Origin of the sequence: Syntrophotalea carbinolica DSM 2380, assembly GCF_000012885.1 — a bacterium.
Lineage (GTDB): Bacteria > Desulfobacterota > Desulfuromonadia > Desulfuromonadales > Syntrophotaleaceae > Syntrophotalea > Syntrophotalea carbinolica.
This window is the reverse complement of sequence record NC_007498.2, coordinates 3,056,322-3,077,448: the sequence shown is the minus strand read 5'-3', so window position 1 is coordinate 3,077,448 and position 21,127 is coordinate 3,056,322. Positions and strand designations below refer to the sequence as shown.

Here is a 21,127-nt window from a genome sequence, read left to right as displayed (position 1 = left end):
TTTTTTCATCGGATCCTTTTCATGTCGGCACACACTGAAATCAGAACGAATATGCGCCTGGTCGTTATCCTGCTTGGCGTATTGACGGCCATCGGGCCGTTGACCATCGATACCTACCTGCCGGCATTTACCGCCATTGCCGCGGATCTGCATACCGATGTGGCAACGGTGAGTTTGTCCATGAGCAGTTATTTTATCGGCATCGCTGTCGGTCAGCTCATTTACGGACCCCTGCTGGATGTTTTCGGGCGCAAGGGACCGCTGGTCTACGGCCTGGTGTTGTATATCCTGGCCTCTCTGGGGTGCGCTCTGAGTTACAACGTGGAATGGCTCATCGGGTTGCGCCTGGTTCTGGCCCTTGGTGGCTGCGCCGGCATGGTCGCCGCACGGGCGGTGGTACGGGATCTTTTCCCGCTGCATGAAACCGCGCGGGTTTTTTCATCGCTGATGCTGGTGATGGGACTGGCCCCGATCGTCGCGCCGACCCTCGGCGGACTCATCGTCGCCAGCCTGGGCTGGCGCTATATTTTTTTTCTGATGGGTGGCTCGGCGGTGGTGATGCTGGCCGGGGTATGGTGGATTCTGCCTGCCATACCCGGACACGGCAGGCGCGAAGCCCTGCATCCGCGCAGCGCGCTGCGTGACTATCTGGCGGTGTTGGCCGTCCCCGGATTTACCCTGCGTATGGTGACCGGCAGTTTTTACATTGCCGGGCTGTTTATTTATCTCACCGCCTCGCCCTTGATTTTTATGGATATGTTCGGCATGTCGGGACCCCATTATGGTTGGACCATGGGGGGCAATGCCCTGGCGCTGGTTATCGGCAGCCAGGTCAATGCCCGCTTGCTGAAACGTTTTTCCCTGGGGGGCGTGTTGTGGCGTAGTAACCTGCTATTGTTGGCGGTCAGCGCTCTATTCGTTCTGGGGGCGATTCTGGTGCCGGTTCCCTTGTGGATGGTCCTGGTTTTTGCCGCTTTGTACCTGTTTTGCCTCGGTTTTCTGCTGCCGGATGTTACGGCTTTGATCATGGAGCCGTTCGGCAGGGAACAGGCCGGCAGCGCATCGGCATTGTTGGGAGCGGTACAAATGATGGCCGGTGCCCTGGCCGCGGCCCTGGTGAGCTGGGGCTACGACGGAACGGTTGCCGTTATGGCGATCGGCATGCCGGTATGTGCCCTGGGCAGCGTCGGATTGCTGTGGCGGGAGCGATATCCGGTTCGTGTGCAGGATTGATGGATGTCATGGCTTAGCAGATATTGATGAGGATTCTTGTGTTTTTCTCCTCAGCTGTTATGTTAAGCCATGCGTTGTCTGTATGGAGTTCCGGCAGCTAGGGGGACGCCTCTGATTCGTCCCTTGGCAAGAACCATTCATCCAGGAGGAAACCATGGCTACCAAGGTTGCGATTAACGGATACGGAAGGATTGGCAGACTGGTACTGACCGCCATGCATCAGCAAGGGCTCATCGGTGCCGATCTGGATATTGTGGCGCTGGTCGATCTTAAACCCGATGCGCGTTACTTCGCTTATCGTACCCTTTACGATTCGGTGCATGGACGCTTCAACGGCGAGGTGAGTACTGCCAAGAGTCGCCCCGATCTGGAACTCGACGATACCCTGATTGTCAACGGGGACGAAGTCCTGTGCCTGGTGGCTCCGGTCAGTCCCGACCAGTTGCCCTGGAAGGAATTGGGGGTCGAGTACGTCATCGAGGCCACCGGGCATTTCAACAGCCTGGAGAAAGCCAGCCTGCATCTGAAAGCGGGGGCCAAAAAGGTTCTGCTGACGGCGCCGGGCAAGGGGGGCGTGAAGAGCGTCGTAATCGGGGTCAACGAGGATACCTACGACCCGGAGGTCGATCAGGTGGTTTCCACGGCATCCTGCACCACCAATTGTCTGGCCCCGCTGGTTCATGTTCTGCTCAAGGAGGGCATCGGCCTGGAACAGGGGCTGATGAGCACCATCCATGCGTATACCGCCACCCAGGAGACGGTGGACAGCCCGTCCAAGAAGGACTGGCGCGGCGGGCGGGCGGCGGCCATCAACATCATTCCCTCCACCACCGGTGCGGCCCGGGCCGTCGGGGAAGTGATTCCCGAGGTCAAGGGCAAACTTACCGGTATGGCTTTTCGCGTGCCCACTCCCGATGTTTCGGTGGTCGATCTGACCATCCGCGCGGGGCGGGATACGAGCATCGAGGAGATCGACAGCCTGATGAAAAAGGCGTCGGAAACCTATCTCAAGGGCATCATGGAATACATGACCGAGCAACTGGTCTCTTCCGATTTTCTTAATTCGACCAGTTCTTCCATTTACGATTCGCCGGCTACGTTGCAGAACAACCTGCCCAACGAGTCCCGCTTTTTCAAGCTGATCTCCTGGTACGACAACGAGGTCGGTTATTCCAACCGTGTGGTCGACATGCTGCGTCTGATGATCGCGCGGAACGGGTAGATTCCCGCCGGGATTTTGGGGAAATATGCGTGGGGCAGGTCGTTTCGATAAGCGGCCTGCCTCTTTTATTTTCCGGGACGGGGCGTGCCGGACGTTTTGTGACTGAAACGGTCATGTGCGGGCCCAGGCCCCCTTGTCCGGTCGGGGAAAAATCTTCCGGGATCCGCAGTTACCCTGTTTGCGCCAAGGTGGCGGTCCGCTCCCTGCGCATTCAGGAAACGGGCGTTTTAAATCCCCGGGGCTTGATGGCCAGGACGGAACAACTGATTCTGCCCAGGACGTATTCGGCCGTGTTGCCGATCAGAAGGCCGGGTAGGCCGGTTCTGGCAACGGTTCCCATGACCACGATATCCGGTTTTTTCCTTTCGATGATCGACACCAGTGTAGAGCCCGGTTCCCCCTTTTCCAACGTGATCTTTATGGCGCCGTCGCCGTAGGGTGCAAGCAAATCCTGCAGCCATTGAAGGCGGGTTTTCCGGACATTGTCGGCCAGCACGTCGATCTCGGCGTCGCTCATGGTAAAGCGCGGCCCGCGCAGAGTCGTTTCGCCATCGAGCGTCCAGGCGTGCACCACTTCGATCTTCCCCTGTTCGCTCTGCGCCAGGGACGTGCCGATTTTGATCAGGTCCGTATTCAGGGCGACTTTCTCCGGATCGGAGGGGTCGGGGTCGACGGCGATAATGATTTTGCCGAACGGTTTGCGTTGTGTGGGGTTGATAATCCAGACGGGACAGGGGCATTTGCGGAGCAGATGCAGGTCGGTTCCAGCGAGGGTTTTGCCGCCCGGCGCGGGTTGTTTGGGTTTGATGATCAAGTCATGGGGGCCGGTAAGCACCGACCGGATCAATTCGATAAACGGTTTTCCGGTCAGGATTTTCGTTTCGACCTTAATCCCCGGGGAGATTTTTTTGGCAAGAGTTGCCAGATCTTTTTCCGCCATGGCGTGTACGGCGCTTTGCATATCTTCCAGGTGATTTTTCGGCAAAAAATAACCGGCAACCGAAGGGATCGGTGCCAGGGTCCGGGTAAGGGTTATCTGTGCCTTGTTTTTGCCGGCAAGGCGATTGGCCCGATCGAGTGCTGTCGCATCCTCCTTGCTCCCATATGAAGCAAACAGAATGTTTTTAAATCGCTCCATTTTAAATCCTCCCAAAATGTGCCCGTTTACTTTTCGCCCAGTATACCATGCCGACTGTTTTGCGGAAGGGACCGCATCCCCGTGATGCAACGGTAGGCATGGCAACGTTGAAAGTTACGTCGACGGAAGTATGTTATTATTTTATAAGTTTTCTAAAAAAGAGCAGTAGTTCGGGAGGGACCGTGAAAGAAAGCACACACCCGAAAAACGGGACGGCAACACCGATCGGCAGACTGTGGCCGGCCCTGCTGCCTGCGACCCTGTTTGCCCTGTTGCTGTACGGCTTGTTCACCATGCCATTGCCCCGGAGCTATTCCGCGCCATGGATCCCTTCTTTGAATGTCGATTTTTCGCTGTATGTCGATGGCCTGGCAGCGCAGTTTCTGCTGTTGATCACGGGGATCGGCACGTTGGTTTTTGTCTATGCGTCCGGGTATCTGGCCGAGCATCCGAAAAGGCGGCGGGTCCTTGTTTTGTTGCAGCTTTTCATGATCGCCATGATCGGTGCGGTGATCAGTGATCACCTGCTTGTGCTTTTCATCTTTTGGGAATTGACAAGTGTCCTGTCGTTTTTGCTGATCGGGTTCGATCATGAGCAGGAGACCGCCCGGAAGTCGGCGCAGCAAGCTCTGCTGATAACCGGCGCAGGGGGACTTTGCCTGCTTGCCGGGATCATCATCCTCGGCCGGCTTGCCGGGACCTATTCCATGCAATCCCTTATTGCCGCGGCCCCTTCTTTTATGGCAGACCCGCATCTGCCCCCGGCCCTGATGCTGATCTTCCTGGGGGCTTTTACCAAGTCCGCTCAGTTCCCGTTTCACTTCTGGCTACCGAATGCCATGGCCGCTCCCACACCGGTCAGCGCCTATCTGCATTCGGCAACCATGGTCAAGCTGGGCATCTATCTGCTGGCGCGTCTGGATGCCGCCTTCAGCGATGTTGTGTTCTGGGAGTATACACTTATCGCCGCAGGAACCTTTACGGCAGTTTTTGCCGCCATTCAGACCATGTGCGAGCGTGATTTGAAGCGCATTCTTGCGTGGTCGACGGTGGCTACCCTGGGAACCCTGACAATGCTGGTCGGTTTTCCCGGCAAAGGTGCGGCCCTGGCGGTTGCGGCTCTTTTTTTCGCCCACGCGCTTTACAAAGCGCCGCTGTTTTTTATCGCGGGGAATCTCGATCATGGCGCCGGTACCCGTGAAATCGATCGCTTGACCGGCATGCGCCGCTATATGCCTTGGACGGCCGCCGCGGCGTTGCTGGCGGCGCTCTCCATGGCGGGGGTGCCGTTGACATTCGGTTTCGTTGCCAAGGATGCGATTACCCTGGCCAAGACCGAGGCCGTTGTTTTGAGCCCCGTCAGTTACGCGACGGTGTTTGTCAACGGCATGTCCGTGGCCGTTGCGGCCATTGCCGCGATCCGCATTTTCTGGGGAGCCGATACCGTGCCCCGCAAGGCGCAACCCCACGAAGCAAAGGCCAGCATGCTGTTTCCGCCCCTGATCCTGGTGCTGCTCGGTTTGCTGTTCGGTTTCGCTCCGACCCTGGTCGACCCGGTGTTGGGGGCTGCCGCCCGCTCCATCGCTCCCGGGTTCAAAGCTGCACGGGTTATGGCTTCTTACGATATCTTTTCGGTGATTGAAGCCACCCTGCTTACCTTCTTTTTCGGCGGGATCGTCTATCTGCAATGGGATCGTTTGCATCGTTTGCTTAGTCGCCTTCGTTTTCTCGGCAATTATGGCCCGGAATCCTGGTATCGACATCTGCTGGCTTTTTTACCGCATCTGGTGGCCCGGCAGACCCGCTTTTTGCAGCACGGTCTGTTGTCCCGCTACCTGATGACTTTGGTCGGGGTGGTGACTTTGTTCATTGCGCTGTTGATGTTATGGGCGCGCCCCGTTGCGACCTGGCCGGTTTTACAGACGTTGACGATCCCGGTGCTCGGTGCCTCTCTGCTAATTGCCGCGGGAGCTTTGACCGTTTTGTTCGTGCGTGATCATCTGATTTTGCTGTTGGTCAGCGGGGTGGTCGGATACGGCAGTGCGGTGCTGTTTCTGTTTACCGGAGCGCCGGACCTGGCGTTCACCCAATTTGCGATCGAGACCGTGTTCGTGGTGGTTGTCGCCTGCGTATTGCTCCGCTTGAGACGCCTGAAAACCATCTCCTCCGCGATTTCGGCCGAAGCACGCTCACAACGGTATCTGGCGCGGGGTATAGCGCTGGCCTTCGGAACCATCGTGACGCTTTTGCTGCTGCTGGTCTCCGGTCTTCCTTTCGATGATCGTTTGTCGGGATTTTTCGCCTCGCAGAGTCTTCCCGCGGCGCACGGTCGCAATATCGTCAACGTAATCATTGTCGATTTTCGCGCCCTCGATACGCTGGGCGAAATCGCGGTGCTGGCATTTGCGCTGCTGGCGGCGCTGCCCTTGCTCGGTGTCGTCAGGGGGAAAAGGTCATGACGCGCAGGGCGCTGATCGCGGAAGTTTTCATGCGCCGGCTTTATCCGCTGTTGCTGATAGCCTCGTTGTGGATTCTGTTTCGCGGACACAATGCCCCCGGCGGCGGTTTTATCGCCGGACTGGTCGCGGTGGCGGCAAGTTCCGGCTATGCCCTGGTATTCGGCGCCGGGCCGGCTCTTCGGCGCCTTCCGCTGGCGCCGGCACGTCTTGGCGGGGCGGGCGTATTTATGGCGTTGGTGAGCGGGTTGCCGGCTCTGTTGCAGGGGGAACCGTTTCTGACGCATCAATGGATAACCGTGTCGTTCGGTGCGGTGGATTTGCCGCTATCAACCACGATGTTATTCGATCTCGGCGTTTATCTGTGTGTCTGGGGGGCGCTCGGCGGCTATTGCCTGGGGCTGGTAGGAATCATCGGGGAGGAAGCATGATCTGGGCGATCGCGCTGGCCTTGGGTGCCGTTGTTGCTGCGGGGACCTATCTCGCCTTTTCACGGGATTTGCTTCGTTGTCTCGTCGGCCTGGCACTGCTCGGCAACGGTATCAATCTGCTGCTTTTCAGCAGCGGCCGTTTTATCGGCAGTGCTCCGCCGATTATCGATCCTGAAGGCCATATGGCAGGGATGACGGCTAACCCCTTGCCGCAGGCCCTGGTCCTTACCGCCATTGTCATAAGCTTCGCCCTGTTGTGTTTTTCGCTGGTTTTGGCGGTGCGGCTTATCGAACAGGCGGGAAGCGACGACGTGTCCCGGTTGCGCGCGGCGGAACCCCCAGCCTCTGATCCCGTTAAACCGCCCCTGGAGGAGACACCGTAATGCCGGTTATTACGCCCCTGTTGTTACCGCTTCTGACCGCCCTGCTGTGCGTCCTCACCCGGTCCGATCCGCATCGGCAGAGGAATGTCAGTCTTGGCGGGGCACTGGGGCAATTATTTTGCGCGGGGGTATTGTTGCGGCGTATCGTAGGGAGCGGTCCCCTCACAATGGTCGCGGGCAACTGGCCGTTGCCCTTCGGCATTGAATTTACCGCGGATCGGTTGGGCATCTCCCTCGTACTGGTGGCGGCGGTGATGGTGACGGTCGTTGTGGTCTGGCAGCGAAGCGATGTCGATATCGCACCGGAGTCGCCCGCGCTGCATCCGCTGCTTCACGGACTGGTTGCCGGTGCCTGCGGCGCCTTTCTTACCGCCGATCTGTTCAATCTCTACGTGTGGTTCGAGTTGGCGCTGATCTGCTCCCTCGGTTTGCTCGCGCAGGGCGGGACCCTGCGCCATCTGGACGCCACTTTCAAATATTTCGCCCTCAACCTGGTCGGCACGCTGCTGCTTCTCGCCGCGGTCGCGCTGCTGTATGCATATACCGGGCAGCTCAACTTTACCGCCCTGGGTACGGCGGCCGCGGGCCGGGACGGCGTCTTGCTGCTGCCGCTGATCGGCCTGTTGGCGCTGGCCTTTCTCATCAAGGCGGCGGCCTTTCCCTTTTTCTCCTGGCTGCCGTCCTCCTACCATACCTTGCCGGCGCCCGTTTTGGCGTTGTTTTCGGCGTTGCTCAGCAAGGTCGGGATCTGTGCGCTGATCCGTATCCTGGGCGGTGTCTTGCACCCCGCTCCGGAGGTTCTTTTCCGGGGGCTCGGATGGATCGCGCTTATCTCCATGGTAACCGGCGTGCTCGGTGCCGCCTATCACTGGGATTTGCGACGCATCCTGGCGTTCCACAGTATCAGCCAGGTCGGTTACATGCTCCTTGCTCTGGCGCTGGCGTCGCGGGCCGGCAATGCTGCCGCGATTTTCTTCGCCCTGCACCACAGCTTGGTCAAGGCCGGGCTGTTTCTGGTGGCGGGCATGATTTACCGGCATGTCGGTCATTACGATTTAAGACGCATCGGGGGGCTTTACGCCGCCAAGCCCGGGCTGGCCACGCTGTTTCTGATTCTTTCCCTGTCCCTGGTGGGCTTGCCTCCCTCCAGCGGATTCTGGGGGAAGTACCTCATCGTCCGCGAGAGCATCGTGCAGGGGGAATACCTCTGGGCCGGCACCGCGTTGGCGGTGGGGCTTTTGACCTTGTATTCGATGATGAAGATATGGCTCGAGGCCTTCTGGAAGCCCCATCCCGACAGTACCTGGCATGTGCCCGCCGGGATGCGGCTGGCCCCCGCGTACGCCGGCGTGGGCGTACTGATCCTGGCGGTTGTATGGGTGGGGGTTTATCCCGGGGGGCTGCTCGGTTTTGTCGGGGCAGCCGCCACCGGACTGTGGGGAGGTCCGCCGTGAGACTGTGGCCTTTTATCGTCGCCAGGCTATGGATGCGTTTTGTCGTGCATTGTGTCATCGCCGGCATCGGCACCGCGCGGATTATCCTGCGGCGCCAGACACCTCCGGCGGGGCTGGTCCGTTTGCGCTACGCACCGATGAGTGCTACCGGGGCTGCCATTCTGGGTGCCATGGTCACACTGTCGCCCGGAACCAGTGCCATCGATATCGATCCGGTGCGGCGCGAAATTCTTCTGCACCTTCTCGACAAGGGGGCCGCAGGTGCGACCCTGGCGGGCATCCGGAGGAACTTCGAACCGGACCTTTGCAGGCTTTTTCCGGAGGAGACATGATGGGTTGGCTCGTTGTGCCGGTTCTGGTGTGTGTGGGGCTGGGTGTTGTGCGTTTTGTGCGTGGGCCGTACGACGCCGATCGTATCGTTGCGGTCGATATGCTTTTTTCCGCAGCGGTCGCTTTATGTGTCCTTGCTGCGCTTGTAACGCGGCGTGTGCTGTATCTTGATATCGCCATCGGCGTCGTTCTGATCGGGTTCGTTGCCACCCTCGCCTGGGCCCGGTTGGTGGAAATGCGCGGCATGCCATCGAAAGGATCGCGGTCATGACGGCCCTCGGTTTGGTTTTTCTTATGCTGGGCATATTTATTTTGCTTTTGGCGGGCGTGGGATTGTTCTCGCTGCCCGATGCCCTGTCCCGCCAGCACGCGGCAACCAAGGCCGGTGCGTTGGGGCTTGTTTCGATGCTGTCCGGTACGGCGCTGCTCGGCGGCGACGGGTCCTGGGTTTGGCGCGCATTGCTGATCATACTGCTTGTATGGCTGACCATGCCGGTGGCGTCCCATGTGCTTGCCAGAGCCGCTATGCGCGAAAATCCCGTTATGGACGACGGGGGCAGTGACGATGTTTTTGCGGATGACGCACCCCTGCGCGATTAATGTCCGGCCTGCATGTTGCGGTGCCGGTTCCGGTATGGCTGGGGAGGTTGGCTGAGTTTAGGGTGAGCCCGCCTTTTTGACAGCATCAGGCATAACGACACCAAGATCGTGAATCGATAAAAGTAAGTCGAGGTAATGTTCTCTATGGGTATGGGTATTTTGATGAATCTTTCTCTGTGATCTCCGCCGCCTCTGTGGTAAAAAATTGATTCTGTCCATTCCATATTCTCAAGACATTACTCCGGAGTCTGTTTCATGCATAAAATCGTGGTACATCCGGGCAATGCCCACCGGGACGACTTCCTGGCGGTGAGCATATTGCTGGCCATCCTCGACGAAGCCGAGGTGTTTCGTCGCGATCCCGGTCGGGAGGATCTTGCCGATCCCGGGACTTATGTGGTCGATGTCGGCATGGAGTATGATCCGGAACGACGCAACTTCGATCATCATCAGGACAAGTCCCTGCCGTGTGCCTTTCATCTGGTTATGCAGGATCTCGGCTACCACGAGGATGCCCAGGCGGTGTTCGGCTGGTATCCCTTCATGAGCATGATGGATGTTCGTGGGCCGCACAAAACCGCCGAACATTTGGGGGTCGATGCCAGTGTCCTGCTGGCGTCCTCCTCACCCATCGACGGCTATATCCTTTCCCGTTTTTCCAGACTCGAGACGCTGCGGTCGCAGGATCTTCTCTATCAGTTCATGCGGGAGATGGGGCGGGATATGCTGGCCCTGATCAAGCTTAAGAAAGAACGGTTGGAACGGCTCAGGCGGGAAGCCGAAATCGTCCCGGTGAAACAGCTCAAAGCGGTGGTTTGTGCCATCGAAGACAACCCCAAACTGTCGATGGAACTCTACCTGCGTTCCCTTGAGGACGCGCGGGTTATGATCTGTATCACGCCGTCGGTGCGTGGCGAGGGATGGGAATTGTTGCGGCTCGGGGACAGCAATCTGGTCGATTTTCGGGCCATTGCGGACCGTCCGCAAATCCGCTTTGTGCACGCCAACGGCTATATCGCGACAACCCGGACTCTGCTCCCTCTTGCCGAGGTGTTGGAACTCGCAGCACGGTCCGTCGCGGATGGCGAAGAGCACATCCCGATGTAGTCGCAATTCGCCCCCTTCCCGTTGTCCTTTCCTGTTCCCTATGGCTGCCGTGGAGAGAATGGTGCAGGGTGATCGAGTCGATCGCCTCGCCGGAGACATTGCCGCTTGGCTCGTCGTGCCGTTTACGGTAGGATTTGTCCTTTATTCCGTATGTCCGGTCAGCCGGGCGGCGGTAGCAAAGGTCAGTGTTTCAAGTAAGCTGGAGTATCGGAATGCATCCCATCGTACCTTTATCGGAACTGCAAAATCGCATGACCCGGTTTCGTGCCCGAATGGACGCCGCCTGTCCCGAATGGGAAATGGCGGCCTTATTCGGCAGGGTCAATCAATATTATTTCACCGGCACCATGCAGGATGGCGTGTTGCTGATCCCCCGCGAGGCCGAAGCCGTATACTGGGTACGGCGCAGTTGCGAACGGGCCAGGGACGAATCACTGTTTCCGCGGATCGAGGCCATGAACAGCTTTCGCGACGCGGCGCAGGGCATGGGAGGCTGCCCGGGACGGATTTATCTGGAAACGGAGCTGGTGCCGCTGGCGTTGCTGCAGCGTTTTCAGAAACACTTTCCGTTCACCGAATATCAATCCGTCGATCTGCAGCTGGCCGTGGTACGGGCGGTCAAAAGCCCTTTCGAGTTGGAGATCATGCAGCGTTCCGGGGCAGTGCACCGTCGTATCCTCGAGGAACGCCTGCCCGGCATGCTGCGCGAGGGGATGAGCGAAGCGCAACTGGCTGCGGAACTGTATCCGGTAATGGTTGAGGAAGGCCATCACGGAGTGGCCCGTTTCGGCATGTTTCAGACCGAAATCGTCATCGGCCATGTCTGTTTCGGCCCGAGTTCCATCTACCCGACTTCCTTCGACGGTCCCGGCGGAAATTTCGGCCTGGGACCGGCAGCCCCGGTGCTGGGCAACCGCGAGCATTCTCTTAAAAAGGGCGACCTGGTGTTTGTCGATATCGGTTGCGGGGTCGAAGGCTACCATACCGACAAAACCATGACTTACATGTTCGGCGCACCCTTGCCCGACGAGGTGGTTGCGGTGCACAGACAGTGTGTCGATATTCAGAACCGGGTGGCGGCGCGATTACGCCCCGGTGAGATCCCTTCGGAGATTTATCAGTCCATCATGGGGGATCTGAGTTCGGAGTTCCTTGAGAATTTTATGGGCTTCGGCACGCGTCAGTCGCGTTTCCTCGGTCACGGTATCGGATTGCTTATCGATGAATTTCCGGTCATCGCCAAAGGTTTCGACGAGCCGCTGGAGGAGGGGATGGTTTTTGCCCTGGAGCCGAAAAAAGGTATCGAAAAAGTCGGTATGGTCGGCATCGAAAATACCTTTTTGGTAACCCCGGCCGGGGGTGTTTGCATCACCGGCGATCATCCCGGCCTCATGCCGGTATATTGAAAAGGTTTTTGGTCCTTTGTCTTTAGAAAATATACAGCAGCAGGTGGCTGGGTGTGATACTCGCGAGGGCGTCGTGGTGCTCGATTTCGAGACCAGCGGCATGTCGCCCGTGCAGGGTGACCGGGCCATCGAAATCGGCGCTGTGCGCATCGTGGGTGGGCAAATCGCCGACCGGTTTCAGAGCTTGATGAACCCGGGATGTCGGATCAGTAGCTTTATCGAGAGTTTTACCGGCATCAGTAACGCCATGGTGCAGGCCGCCCCGCCCGCCACGCAGGTCATGGCAGCTTTTCACGATTTTATCGGTGATGCGCCGCTGGTCGCGCACAATGCGTCTTTTGACCGGCGTTTCCTCGATGCCGAACTGCAGCGTATCGACCGTTGCCGGCGGCAGGAGTTCGCCTGTTCTCTGCTGGTGGCTCGCCGTGTCTACCCCGATTCGCCCAACCATAAGCTGGCTACCCTGGTGTCCTATAAGGGGCTGCCTACCGACGGTTGTTTTCACCGGGCGCTGGCCGATGCGGAAATGACCGCTCATCTGTGGCTGCGCATGGCGGCGGACCTTCAGGATGCCTACGGTTTTTCCCAGGTGCCGTTTGCCTTGATGAGCGCATTGGCAAGACAGAAAAAAAATCGGGTGGCTGCGTTTTTGCGGGAACGGGCGCTGGAGATGCGGGGAATGTAAAACCGGTTATTTAACCGCAGAGACGTCAAGGGTTTTTAAATTCCAAAACCAAAACCCCATGTCTCACGCAAAGTCGCAATGCCGCAAAGAGAGGCAATCCCCTTCTTTAAGACTTTGTTTTCTTTGCGACTTTGCGTCTTAAGTGAGCATAGCGAACGGGCGTGAGATCGGTTTTCGTACACCGCATCCAATCACCAATCACCAATCACCAATCACCAATCACTGTCCTCCACCTCTACAAATCACCTGCTTCCGCCAATTTTTCATCGAACCACTGATTGATCCGCTCACGGTATATCTTTGCATAATCGGGATTTGGCAACAGAGGCTGTTCCAGCCTTGTGATCGTATCGTGAGACAGACCGAGATGGGTGACAGCTTCCTTGCCCGCCGCATGCAGCAGCACCTTGTATTGTTCGATGAAGGGACGCAGTTCCTGATCGGTGGTGGATAGCAGAGTGCCGCCGCTGCGGTAGATTTCCGCCAGCAGGCGACAGTCCATGTTACGCGCTATGCGTTGGAAAAGCACCCGCAGCACTTCAAAATGACTCTGCTCGGGGAACCCGCAGTTGGAGATGGCCAGCACGTAACGGGGTTTTTCGTGAATCCGGACGTGGCGGGTCTCACCGTGCGCATCGGTTTCCATGTGCGGATCGACCAAGGGGATGCAGCGGTCCATGAAATTTTTCGTGATGCCGCTGGCGTTGTCAATGTACAAGGGGGTGGCGAAGCCGATCACGTCCGACTCGACAATTTTGGGCAGCAATTGGTCCATGGCATCGCGATGGATACAGCGCCCGGGGGTTTTTACCCAGCAGGCCAGGCAGCCGATGCAGGGGTTGATTTCCTGGTCTGCCAGAAAGATGTTTTCGATCTTCGCACCTGCTTCCCGGGCGCCGGCCGTGAAGGCTTCGACCATGATGTGGGTGTTACCCGCTTCTTTGTGCGGGCTGCCGTTAAAGATGGTGATGCGCATAGGGGCTCCTTTTCTTGGCGCGGATTGCGTGAAAGATAAGGCGGAAGGGGCCGTGTGATTATTTAAAGCGCTCGAGGAATTCGCCGTAGCCTTGCTTTTCCAGCTGCTCGACGGGGATGAAGCGCAGGGCCGCCGAGTTGATGCAGTAACGCAGGCCGGTCGGCGGCGGGCCATCGTTGAAGACGTGTCCCAGGTGCGAATCGCCGTAACGGCTACGGACTTCGGTGCGTACCGAAAAGAGTTTACGGTCTTCACGTTCGACAATGTTTTCGCTCACCAGGGGGCGGACGAAGCTCGGCCAGCCGGTTCCCGATGTGTACTTGTCCAGGGAGCTGAACAAGGGTTCGCCCGAGACGATGTCGACATAGATGCCAGCCTCCTTGTTGTCCCAGTAGGCGTTTTTAAACGGCGGTTCGGTACCTTCCTTCTGGGTGACCTTGTACTGTAGCGGGGTCAGGGTGTCGCGCAGGCTGGCATCGTCCGGTTTGTTGTAACGAGGGTTATCCGAACCGGAATTTTTGTTCATTATTTCTTTACTCCAGACTTTTTCCAGGAACTGGTCGCGTCCCGAATTCCAGCGGTAGTACTTGTAGCGTATGGGGTGATTTTTGTAATAGTCCTGGTGGTAATCTTCGGCGACGAAAAAGGCCTTGAAGGGCAGTATTTCCGTCACGATGGGTTTATCGAAGCGTCCCGATCGCTGCAGGGCCTGTTTGGATTTTTCGGCGATGCCGCGCTGTTGCTCGTCATGATAAAAGATCACGGAGCGGTATTGCGAGCCTCGGTCGACGAACTGCCCGCCGGCATCCGTCGGATCGATATGTCGCCACAACACATCCAGCAATTGTTCATAGCCGACCTCGGCGGGGTGGTAGTGAACCTGCACGGCTTCGACATGCCCGGTACCACCGGCGGATACCTGTTTATAGCTGGGGTTCGCCACGTGGCCGCCGCTATAGCCCGATATGACCTCGGTGACGCCGGGGATTTTTTCAAAATCGGATTCCACGCACCAGAAACATCCCCCGGCAAAGGTTGCCACCATTTGCTTTTTATCTTGATCGGTCATGTTCGCTCCTTGGTTCGGGCCGGTAGCCGCCATGGCGATGCCGACCATGAAGATCAACGGAGTGAAAAACAAAGTCCTGAGCCAGTGTCGTTTCATGGAGTCACCTCCGGGTTTGCTGGTAAACAGTCCCTTTATTATACGCTGATCCGGGGACGCGGTCTAATCGCAGCAACCTGGAATGCCTTATATCGGGTATCGGCGAAGAGAAGATAAAATATTTGCAAATAAGCGCAGGCAACGCTAACGTGTGCGAAACCGAGTGCCAACGTGCGCACAACTATCCTGAATACGGGGGATTATGGACTATCTCAAGGGACGGATCGTAAAACTGCTGGTTGATTATTTCGAAGACGATTTTCGGCGTATTCAGCATGCCGTCAGTGTTTTGCACCACGCCGAAAATATTATGGAAGGCTATGATAATTACGATTCCGATGTGGTGATCGCCGCGGCGCTGCTGCATGATGTGGGCATCAAGCCATCGGAATGCGTGCTCGGCTACAACAACGGCAAGACCCAGGAGCAGTATGGACCGCCCGTGGCCCGCGAAATGCTGATCGGTATCGATTTCCCGCCCGACAAGTTGCAGAAGGTTGTCGACATCATCGGCAACCATCATTCGCCGTCGCGTTACGATTACCCCGAACTGGCGATTCTCAAGGACGCTGATCGCATCGTCAATCGCCAGGAAGAAGGCTAAGTCCGGCGCTCGCCGGTCCTCGGGTGTTTTACTTTCCAATCCATGCTGCGAACAGCATGCCCCCGTGTATCATGAACCAGATCCCGCCCATTCCGCAGGCCAGGCGTGCTGCGGCCCGCATTTCGGCAAACCTTGCCGCCAGTCCCGTTAGCACAAAGGGCAACAGGTAGATGGAGGTGGTGAGAAAGAATACCGCGAAAAACGCCACACTCTGCAGTAGCGAATCGCTGCGCATGGCCTGGGTAAGGGCCAGTATAAACGGCGGACAGAGGTTTACGCCGGTGAAAAAACCTGCTGCAAACAGCAGGTTGTGCTTTCTGAACCATCTGCTGGTGGTCCGGCACGATACCAGGTGCGGCAGCCGGTATCCTGAAGCGTGGATAAGCATGACACCGCCAAGCAGGACATCCCCCAAGGGCAGAAAAGCGGTCATGCCCATGCCTTGATCTCCCAAGGCACGCCCGGCGGCGTAACTGGCCGCGCCGAACAGGCAGTATGCGATCAGTCTGCCTGTCAGAAAAACTGCGAGGCCGCGTACTTGATGTTTTAAACCCGATTCCTCGCTGCTGGCAAAAAGGGCCATGAGTACCGGTGCACAGGTGCCCAGACAGAAAAATCCCGTTGAAAGGCCCAGGGTCAAGGCGCTGGCGATCATGGTTTGCTCCCGAAAAAATGGCGGCGGCCGGCGGCGGATAAATTGTCGGGCGTCCAGCGGTGCTTCATGTCGACGGTGACCTGCACTTTTTGCTGAACGGCAAGGTGCCCGACCTTTGTTTTGATGGCCGCGACAAGCTGTTTGAGGTACGGGCATAGCGGGGAGGTCGGAATCATCGTGATGGTCAGCCCTTCCGCACCGTGGTCCGCAATGTCGCGAATCAGGCCCAGATCGACGATATTGATGCCGAGCTCAGGGTCGATGACGGTTTTCAACGCCTGTATGATCGCCTCATGTGCCGGATCACTTGCGAGAGCCGGTTGATCGCTTTCCATCGTTTCCGCCCGGGTTGCAGCGGGTTCCGCCGGGAGGGGAGCGGAGGGACTCTGTTCGGTCTGGCGGGAGGGCGCCGCCGGGGGTGCTTGAGAGACCGGTGGTGCGGCGGCTTCTCTGCGCTCGGCAGTTTGCCGCTTTACCGTGTACTCCATGACCATGCCGGGAATAAGCGTGAATCCATAGCCGACACCGCAGAAGAGCAACGCCAGTAATATGCGTCGCCATATGCGACGGGCTGTCGATACCTTCATTCCGAATATCCTTGGGACTCAAATTTAGATACAACCGCACAGTGAAATCTGTGCGGTTGTATCCGTTTTAGAGCCGTGGTTCATGGCGGCAGGCGGTGAGTCCTGGCCCTAGCCGCGATTTACAGTGGAACGGACACCGCATGCTTTATGCCGGCGGCAACAGCCGTTGCTTGTTCTGGACGCTGTCTATTGCGGCGGTCTGGGAGGTGTCGCCGTCCATGTTGCCGCGCTGTTTTTCGATGATGGTGCGGAGATTCGTCGCCATGCCGGCCAATTCCTCCGAGGTAGCCGCCGATTCTTCGGAGGTGGCGGTAACCATCTGGGTGGCCCCGTCGACCTGGGACAAGCCCTGGGAAATCTGGTCGATACCAGCAGCCTGCTCGCTGGCGGCATCGGAGATCTCCTTGACGATGGCAGCTGTCTTGGCGGTCGCATCGACAATTTTTACCAGTGCTTCAGAGGTTTCGCCGGCCAGCCTGTTGCCGTTTTCCACCTTGCCGACGGAGTTCAGGATCAGATCGCTGATTTCGTGGGCGGCTTTGGCGCTGCGCACGGCCAGATTGCGTACCTCTTCGGCGACGACGGCGAATCCCTTGCCGTGCTGTCCGGCGCGGGCAGCTTCCACGGCTGCGTTGAGGGACAAAAGATTGGTCTGGAAAGCGATTTCGTCGATAACCTTGGTGATTTTGACGATGTTCTGGCTTGAATCGTGGATGGCACCCATGGCATTGAGCATGTCGTCCATCTGTTCTTTGCCGGCTGTGGCCACCTCCAGCGAAGTCGCACTGAGGGTGTTGGCCATGCCCGCGTTTTCCACCGTGTCTTTGGTCTGGGCCCCGATCTGGGTGAGGGCGGCGGAGATCTCTTCCAGCGAGCTGGCAGCCTCGGTGGCGGCCTGGGACAACGACTGTCCCGAGTCGCTCAAGGTGTGCGAACTGTGGTCCATGCTCAGGGAGATACTGTCGACTTGCGCAAGCACATCGTTAAGGTTTTTCAGATTGGCCTTCAAGGTCGCGTCGTTCTGTCCGAGCATCTCGGCCATGCGGTCCAGGGATTCGGAAAGCTGGCCGACTTCATCGGCCTGTTTCAGATTCAGGCGCTTGGAGAAATCGCCCCGGCTCAGATCTTCAGCAAGGGTCATGGCTTTGGCAATGGGACCGGTGATGCTGCGGACGATAAATACCGAGACAGCGCATCCTATCACCAGGGCCACCAGGGCACAAGCCAGGATCAGCACTTTAGTGCTGGTGGTACGGGCCTCTGCCTGCGCCTGGACGGTTTTGACCTGGTCGATTTCCGCCGTAATGAACAGGTCGAGTTTTTCCCGCATTTCATTCATGATGCCGTCGCCCACCCCCGATTCAACCCGATCGGTGAGAATCTGCCAGAGTCGCAGGTTGTTGCCGAGCTTCGACATGGTCTGGGCCAGCAGGCTTAAAAACTCCATCGATTGTTCGACTTTTACTTTGGACAGGACGGGGATTTCGTGGACCGCTTTAACCATGGCGTCGGGGTCGATGTTCAGCTCCTTTGCCAGCTTGCGATAGCGCGCATCGTCCGGTTTTTTGGTCAGCACCTGGCCACCCAGCCAGGAACCGATCTGGCGGCCGTCCACCATAATCGGAACGGCAAAATCGACCAGGCCGGCGTGGCACTCGTAGGCATAGGGTTTGCCTGTTTCGCCAGAGACGCGGCCCCCTTTGGCATCCTCCTTCTGGCAGGCCACGGCGCCTTTTTGGCTCTGCCGGACCAGGCCGAAACAAAAGGTGGAAAATTCGTTGAGGCTTTGCATGCGCACGGGGGAGCCGTCATGTTCGGCGACCATGTTGCTCAAACCGGTCACGGAGCCGAACAGTTTCTGGTATTGGCGCAGGGTCGCTGGGTCGAGAACCTCCTCGACTTTGACCATGCCGCTGTCGCCCTCGGTTTTGGCGCGCTCGCGTCGCTCCTCCGCGCTCATGTCGATGCGCTCTCGTGCCAGGATCTCCGGCTCGGCCGCTTCGGTGCGCCAGCGATCGGCAAGGGTCGCGATTTCATCCAGCAGGGCGATCTGGTTGGGGCGCTCCGCAACCAGGCCCTTAAGCTCGGCTATGCGCTCACCCACCACTTGCTCGCCTTCCTTGTAAAGGGCCAGCATCGCTTCCTTCCCGGAAATCAGGTAACCCTTTTGTCCAAGCTGCATTTGCAGAATCACCTTTTCCAGGTCTTTGGACTGTTCCACGGCCACATGGCCGTGGTCGACCAGTTGTGCCGATTCCAGCAGGCCGGACATTCCGTTGTAGCTGATACCGCCGAGAACCAGCAGCAGTACGAGCGGTACGCCGCATCCGACGGCAATCTTTGCGGTCAGGCTAAGGTCTTTGAAATTCATGCGTTCTCCCCCATTCATAAATAAGCTGAGTCTTGCGAAACACACAGTGGCTGTGTGACGGCTGAAACACTGTTGCTATTTTCATCAGGCTCCGGGATGCCGTAAAATAGCGGACAGAAAGATGGGCAAGATATGTGCCCGGGGAAATATCGGGGGAAAAAGGTGCCAATAATATAACAGCTTATTGTGTCGGATTCATGACAGTGCGTAAGCGACCGTAAACCTGATGGAAGTGGCGGCAGGAAAGCCCCGGTGCATTTTTTGGGTTAAATCCGGTCAATTGTTTGGCTGGAGGGCGCTCTGGCGCCGGTGTTGCATAGTGAGACATCTGTTTAGATAGGAAACCTTTGATTCGCGAAACCTATAATAAAAGCCGCGGTAATGTGCGGGGTATTCGGGATTTATTGTCGAAATAACTATTTTACACGTTGTGTTGTGTGTTTAATTTGCTTATATTCAAGAAACCGTTTTACTTTTTTGTTTTGCAGACAAAATGTCTGTATTGTTCCGGCATCGCTGGCCGGGCAGGAAATGTGGGCGTTTTGCATGTCTCCCGAGGGGAGGATGCGTGCGTAAACCAGATCAAAAGGAGAGTGCTGATGGAAGAGGTAAAGGACGTGACCGTAAATCAGGAATCAAAAAATATGGCGTTGCTTATATGGATCGGCACCATATTTTTCGGTTTTATTCCCGGGTTGGTATTTTATTTGATTAAAAAAGAGGATGCCTATGTCCTGAGCCAGTCGAAAGAGGCCTTGAACTGGTCGATCACTGCGGCAATCGCCATGCTCATCGGCGGCGTCCTGACGGCCATATTGGTCGGTTTTCTGATCCTGCCCGCCGTTTGGATCTGTAACGTGGTGTTTTGCATCATGGGGGCAATCGCCTGTTCCAATGGTAAAGACTTCAAGGTGCCCTGGACCCTGCGCCTGATCAAGTAAGCTTGCCGGCCAAGCGTTACCTGTAAAATTTTGTTCAACAGTATTCGCGGCGCCTCTCCTGCCTGATAAAGGTTGGGAGCTGGCGCCTTTTTGTTGTTCGCGCACATAATGGTGAAGGTGGCACCCGGTTTTGTGCGGGAATGCCGGTTGAGCTATCCGGATAATCCTGTTACATTGCCCTTGCCTGTATTTGTTTCGTTCCTACCGTATTTATCCTGACCTGTTGCCTGGAGGAATGCATGACCTGTGACCCGCACCCTTTTCAGACCTTGACGCCCGGTTTCGTCATGGATGCTGTGGAAAGTCAGGGCTATCTTTGCGACTGCCGGACCCTGGCATTGAACAGTTATGAAAACCGGGTTTACCAGGTCGGTATCGAAGGGCAGGATCCTCTGGTGGCAAAGTTCTACCGTCCCGAGCGCTGGACGGACATCCAGATACATGAAGAACACCAGTTTTGTTTCGAGCTGATCGAGCACGAATTGCCGGTGGTTGCGCCACTGGTCAACGCGGAGGGGGAAAGCCTTTTTTCCTTCGGCGGATTTCGTTTCGCCTTGTATCCGCGGCGGGGCGGGCATGCACCGGAGTTGGACAATCCGGATAATCTGTTGATCCTGGGGCGGCTCATGGGGCGTATTCATGCGGTCGGGGCGGTGCGTCCCTTCGAAGCCCGTCCGTGTCTCGATAGCAACAGCTTCGGTCATGATGCCGTTGCTGTGGTGAGTGAGCGGTATGTGCCGCAGGAGTTTAAGGGGCATTACGATGCGTTGACCCGTGATCTGCTGCAGGGGATCGAGGACATTCTATCTCGTAGCGGACAGGTGCAATACATCCGCACCCATGGCGATTGTCACCCCGGCAATATCCTGTGGCGCGACGGCGGGCCGCATTTCGTCGATTTCGACGATGCGCGCATGGCTCCGGCGGTACAGGATCTGTGGATGATGTTGTCCGGCGACCGGGCCGCTAAAACAGCGCAACTTTCTGAAATTTTAGACGGATATACGGAATTCAACGATTTCGATGCGCGGGAATTGCAGCTTGTCGAAGCACTCCGTAGTCTGCGCATCATACACTTTACCGCCTGGCTGGCACAGCGCTGGGAGGATCCGGCTTTTCCACCGAGCTTCCCCTGGTTCAACACGCCGCGTTACTGGGGTGATCACATCCTGGAACTGCGCGAGCAGATCGCGGCTGTGCAGGAACCGGCGTTGCAGGTGTGAGAGCGAACGGCGAGTGATTGGTGACTGGTGATTCGTGATTGGATCCCGGGGCGGGGCAAGTTCTGAGTCTCAAATCTATTTACCGCAGAGATCGCCGAGAACACAGAGAAATACAAATCTTTTTAACAAGATTTTAACCCCTCTCCGCGCTCTCCGCGAA

The 21,127-nt window shown here is 57.3% G+C and carries 21 protein-coding genes; 15 read left to right on the top strand and 6 right to left on the bottom strand.

Annotated features, from left to right (window positions below):
* Window positions 1–21 precede the first annotated feature (21 nt).
* Together PCAR_RS14295 and gap are read left to right on the top strand one after the other, a co-directional pair.
* Window positions 22–1,233, top strand: a complete 1,212-nt coding sequence (locus PCAR_RS14295) for a multidrug effflux MFS transporter (protein ID WP_011342402.1) — start codon at window positions 22–24, stop codon at window positions 1,231–1,233.
* 154 nt (window positions 1,234–1,387) lie between these two features.
* Window positions 1,388–2,455, top strand: a complete 1,068-nt coding sequence (gap, locus tag PCAR_RS14290; protein ID WP_011342401.1) for a type I glyceraldehyde-3-phosphate dehydrogenase — start codon at window positions 1,388–1,390, stop codon at window positions 2,453–2,455.
* Between the two features lie 211 nt (window positions 2,456–2,666).
* Here gap and PCAR_RS14285 read toward each other — a convergent pair whose 3' ends face one another.
* Window positions 2,667–3,593 (bottom strand): universal stress protein, encoded by a 927-nt coding sequence (locus PCAR_RS14285; protein ID WP_011342400.1) that lies wholly within the window; start codon window positions 3,591–3,593, stop codon window positions 2,667–2,669.
* Window positions 3,594–3,775: 182 nt separating this feature from the next.
* Here PCAR_RS14285 and mbhE point away from each other — a divergent pair, with 182 nt between their 5' ends.
* The 10 genes from mbhE (at window position 3,776) to PCAR_RS14230 (ending at window position 12,445) form a co-directional block, all read left to right on the top strand.
* Window positions 3,776–6,052: a hydrogen gas-evolving membrane-bound hydrogenase subunit E gene (mbhE, locus tag PCAR_RS14280; protein WP_011342399.1), complete on the top strand. Its 2,277-nt coding sequence runs from the start codon at window positions 3,776–3,778 to the stop codon at window positions 6,050–6,052.
* Window positions 6,049–6,480 (top strand): MnhB domain-containing protein, encoded by a 432-nt coding sequence (locus tag PCAR_RS14275; protein WP_011342398.1) that lies wholly within the window; start codon window positions 6,049–6,051, stop codon window positions 6,478–6,480. Before mbhE ends, PCAR_RS14275 begins: the two co-directional genes overlap by 4 nt.
* Entirely contained in the window at window positions 6,477–6,863 is a 387-nt protein-coding gene (locus PCAR_RS14270; protein ID WP_011342397.1) for an NADH-quinone oxidoreductase subunit K, read from the top strand. Before PCAR_RS14275 ends, PCAR_RS14270 begins: the two co-directional genes overlap by 4 nt.
* The gene (locus tag PCAR_RS14265) at window positions 6,863–8,317 is read left to right on the top strand and encodes a proton-conducting transporter membrane subunit (RefSeq protein ID WP_011342396.1); all 1,455 of its coding nucleotides are present in this window, start codon (window positions 6,863–6,865) and stop codon (window positions 8,315–8,317) included. Before PCAR_RS14270 ends, PCAR_RS14265 begins: the two co-directional genes overlap by 1 nt.
* Window positions 8,314–8,649, top strand: coding sequence for a Na+/H+ antiporter subunit E (locus PCAR_RS18835; protein ID WP_041531399.1), 336 nt, complete (start codon window positions 8,314–8,316; stop codon window positions 8,647–8,649). The genes PCAR_RS14265 and PCAR_RS18835 overlap by 4 nt, the downstream gene beginning before the upstream one ends.
* Entirely contained in the window at window positions 8,646–8,918 is a 273-nt protein-coding gene (locus tag PCAR_RS14255; protein ID WP_011342394.1) for a monovalent cation/H+ antiporter complex subunit F, read from the top strand. Before PCAR_RS18835 ends, PCAR_RS14255 begins: the two co-directional genes overlap by 4 nt.
* Window positions 8,915–9,247 (top strand): monovalent cation/H(+) antiporter subunit G, encoded by a 333-nt coding sequence (gene mnhG, locus PCAR_RS14250; protein ID WP_011342393.1) that lies wholly within the window; start codon window positions 8,915–8,917, stop codon window positions 9,245–9,247. Before PCAR_RS14255 ends, mnhG begins: the two co-directional genes overlap by 4 nt.
* Window positions 9,248–9,502: 255 nt before the next feature.
* A complete protein-coding gene (locus PCAR_RS14240) occupies window positions 9,503–10,354 on the top strand; it encodes an MYG1 family protein (protein ID WP_011342392.1) in 852 nt (283 codons plus the stop codon).
* 212 nt (window positions 10,355–10,566) lie between these two features.
* Window positions 10,567–11,760, top strand: a complete 1,194-nt coding sequence (locus PCAR_RS14235; protein ID WP_011342391.1) for a M24 family metallopeptidase — start codon at window positions 10,567–10,569, stop codon at window positions 11,758–11,760.
* Between the two features lie 16 nt (window positions 11,761–11,776).
* A complete protein-coding gene (locus PCAR_RS14230; RefSeq protein WP_011342390.1) occupies window positions 11,777–12,445 on the top strand; it encodes a 3'-5' exonuclease in 669 nt (222 codons plus the stop codon).
* A 235-nt stretch (window positions 12,446–12,680) separates the two neighbouring features.
* Here the strand turns inward: PCAR_RS14230 and PCAR_RS14225 are convergent, their stop codons facing one another.
* Entirely contained in the window at window positions 12,681–13,421 is a 741-nt protein-coding gene (locus tag PCAR_RS14225; protein ID WP_011342389.1) for a flavodoxin family protein, read from the bottom strand.
* A gap of 58 nt (window positions 13,422–13,479) precedes the next feature.
* The gene (msrA, locus tag PCAR_RS14220) at window positions 13,480–14,586 is read right to left on the bottom strand and encodes a peptide-methionine (S)-S-oxide reductase MsrA (protein WP_011342388.1); all 1,107 of its coding nucleotides are present in this window, start codon (window positions 14,584–14,586) and stop codon (window positions 13,480–13,482) included.
* A 202-nt stretch (window positions 14,587–14,788) separates the two neighbouring features.
* Between msrA and PCAR_RS14215 the strand changes: the two genes are divergently transcribed.
* The gene (locus PCAR_RS14215) at window positions 14,789–15,190 is read left to right on the top strand and encodes an HD domain-containing protein (RefSeq protein WP_011342387.1); all 402 of its coding nucleotides are present in this window, start codon (window positions 14,789–14,791) and stop codon (window positions 15,188–15,190) included.
* A 28-nt stretch (window positions 15,191–15,218) separates the two neighbouring features.
* On the opposite strand, the gene PCAR_RS14210 is transcribed toward PCAR_RS14215, so the two are convergent.
* The 3 genes from PCAR_RS14210 to PCAR_RS18055 form a co-directional block, all read right to left on the bottom strand.
* The gene (locus PCAR_RS14210; RefSeq protein ID WP_011342386.1) at window positions 15,219–15,845 is read right to left on the bottom strand and encodes a sulfite exporter TauE/SafE family protein; all 627 of its coding nucleotides are present in this window, start codon (window positions 15,843–15,845) and stop codon (window positions 15,219–15,221) included.
* Complete coding sequence (locus PCAR_RS18690; RefSeq protein WP_011342385.1) at window positions 15,842–16,432, bottom strand: metal-sulfur cluster assembly factor; 591 nt, start codon at window positions 16,430–16,432, stop codon at window positions 15,842–15,844. The genes PCAR_RS14210 and PCAR_RS18690 overlap by 4 nt, the downstream gene beginning before the upstream one ends.
* Window positions 16,433–16,577: 145 nt before the next feature.
* On the bottom strand, window positions 16,578–18,803 hold the full coding sequence (locus PCAR_RS18055; RefSeq protein ID WP_011342384.1) for a methyl-accepting chemotaxis protein: 2,226 nt from the start codon (window positions 18,801–18,803) through the stop codon (window positions 16,578–16,580).
* A gap of 599 nt (window positions 18,804–19,402) precedes the next feature.
* Here PCAR_RS18055 and PCAR_RS14195 point away from each other — a divergent pair.
* Both PCAR_RS14195 and PCAR_RS14190 read left to right on the top strand, forming a co-directional pair.
* Window positions 19,403–19,744 carry a DUF4870 domain-containing protein gene (locus tag PCAR_RS14195; RefSeq protein WP_011342382.1) on the top strand — a complete coding sequence of 114 codons (342 nt, stop codon included), beginning with the start codon at window positions 19,403–19,405 and terminating at the stop codon, window positions 19,742–19,744.
* Between the two features lie 239 nt (window positions 19,745–19,983).
* Entirely contained in the window at window positions 19,984–20,967 is a 984-nt protein-coding gene (locus tag PCAR_RS14190; RefSeq protein ID WP_011342381.1) for a serine/threonine protein kinase, read from the top strand.
* Window positions 20,968–21,127: the final 160 nt, after the last annotated feature.

Coding starts and splice junctions, on each gene's coding strand:
- PCAR_RS18690 (WP_011342385.1), bottom strand. CDS start 16,432: ATGAAGGTATCGACAGCCCGTCGCATATGGCGACGCATATTACTGGCG.
- PCAR_RS14255 (WP_011342394.1), top strand. CDS start 8,646: ATGATGGGTTGGCTCGTTGTGCCGGTTCTGGTGTGTGTGGGGCTGGGT.
- PCAR_RS14270 (WP_011342397.1), top strand. CDS start 6,477: ATGATCTGGGCGATCGCGCTGGCCTTGGGTGCCGTTGTTGCTGCGGGG.
- PCAR_RS14195 (WP_011342382.1), top strand. CDS start 19,403: ATGGAAGAGGTAAAGGACGTGACCGTAAATCAGGAATCAAAAAATATG.
- PCAR_RS14295 (WP_011342402.1), top strand. CDS start 22: ATGTCGGCACACACTGAAATCAGAACGAATATGCGCCTGGTCGTTATC.
- gap (WP_011342401.1), top strand. CDS start 1,388: ATGGCTACCAAGGTTGCGATTAACGGATACGGAAGGATTGGCAGACTG.
- PCAR_RS14225 (WP_011342389.1), bottom strand. CDS start 13,421: ATGCGCATCACCATCTTTAACGGCAGCCCGCACAAAGAAGCGGGTAAC.
- PCAR_RS14235 (WP_011342391.1), top strand. CDS start 10,567: ATGCATCCCATCGTACCTTTATCGGAACTGCAAAATCGCATGACCCGG.
- PCAR_RS14215 (WP_011342387.1), top strand. CDS start 14,789: ATGGACTATCTCAAGGGACGGATCGTAAAACTGCTGGTTGATTATTTC.
- PCAR_RS14240 (WP_011342392.1), top strand. CDS start 9,503: ATGCATAAAATCGTGGTACATCCGGGCAATGCCCACCGGGACGACTTC.
- PCAR_RS14210 (WP_011342386.1), bottom strand. CDS start 15,845: ATGATCGCCAGCGCCTTGACCCTGGGCCTTTCAACGGGATTTTTCTGT.
- mnhG (WP_011342393.1), top strand. CDS start 8,915: ATGACGGCCCTCGGTTTGGTTTTTCTTATGCTGGGCATATTTATTTTG.
- PCAR_RS14285 (WP_011342400.1), bottom strand. CDS start 3,593: ATGGAGCGATTTAAAAACATTCTGTTTGCTTCATATGGGAGCAAGGAG.
- PCAR_RS14265 (WP_011342396.1), top strand. CDS start 6,863: ATGCCGGTTATTACGCCCCTGTTGTTACCGCTTCTGACCGCCCTGCTG.
- PCAR_RS18055 (WP_011342384.1), bottom strand. CDS start 18,803: ATGAATTTCAAAGACCTTAGCCTGACCGCAAAGATTGCCGTCGGATGC.
- PCAR_RS14190 (WP_011342381.1), top strand. CDS start 19,984: ATGACCTGTGACCCGCACCCTTTTCAGACCTTGACGCCCGGTTTCGTC.
- msrA (WP_011342388.1), bottom strand. CDS start 14,586: ATGAAACGACACTGGCTCAGGACTTTGTTTTTCACTCCGTTGATCTTC.
- PCAR_RS14275 (WP_011342398.1), top strand. CDS start 6,049: ATGACGCGCAGGGCGCTGATCGCGGAAGTTTTCATGCGCCGGCTTTAT.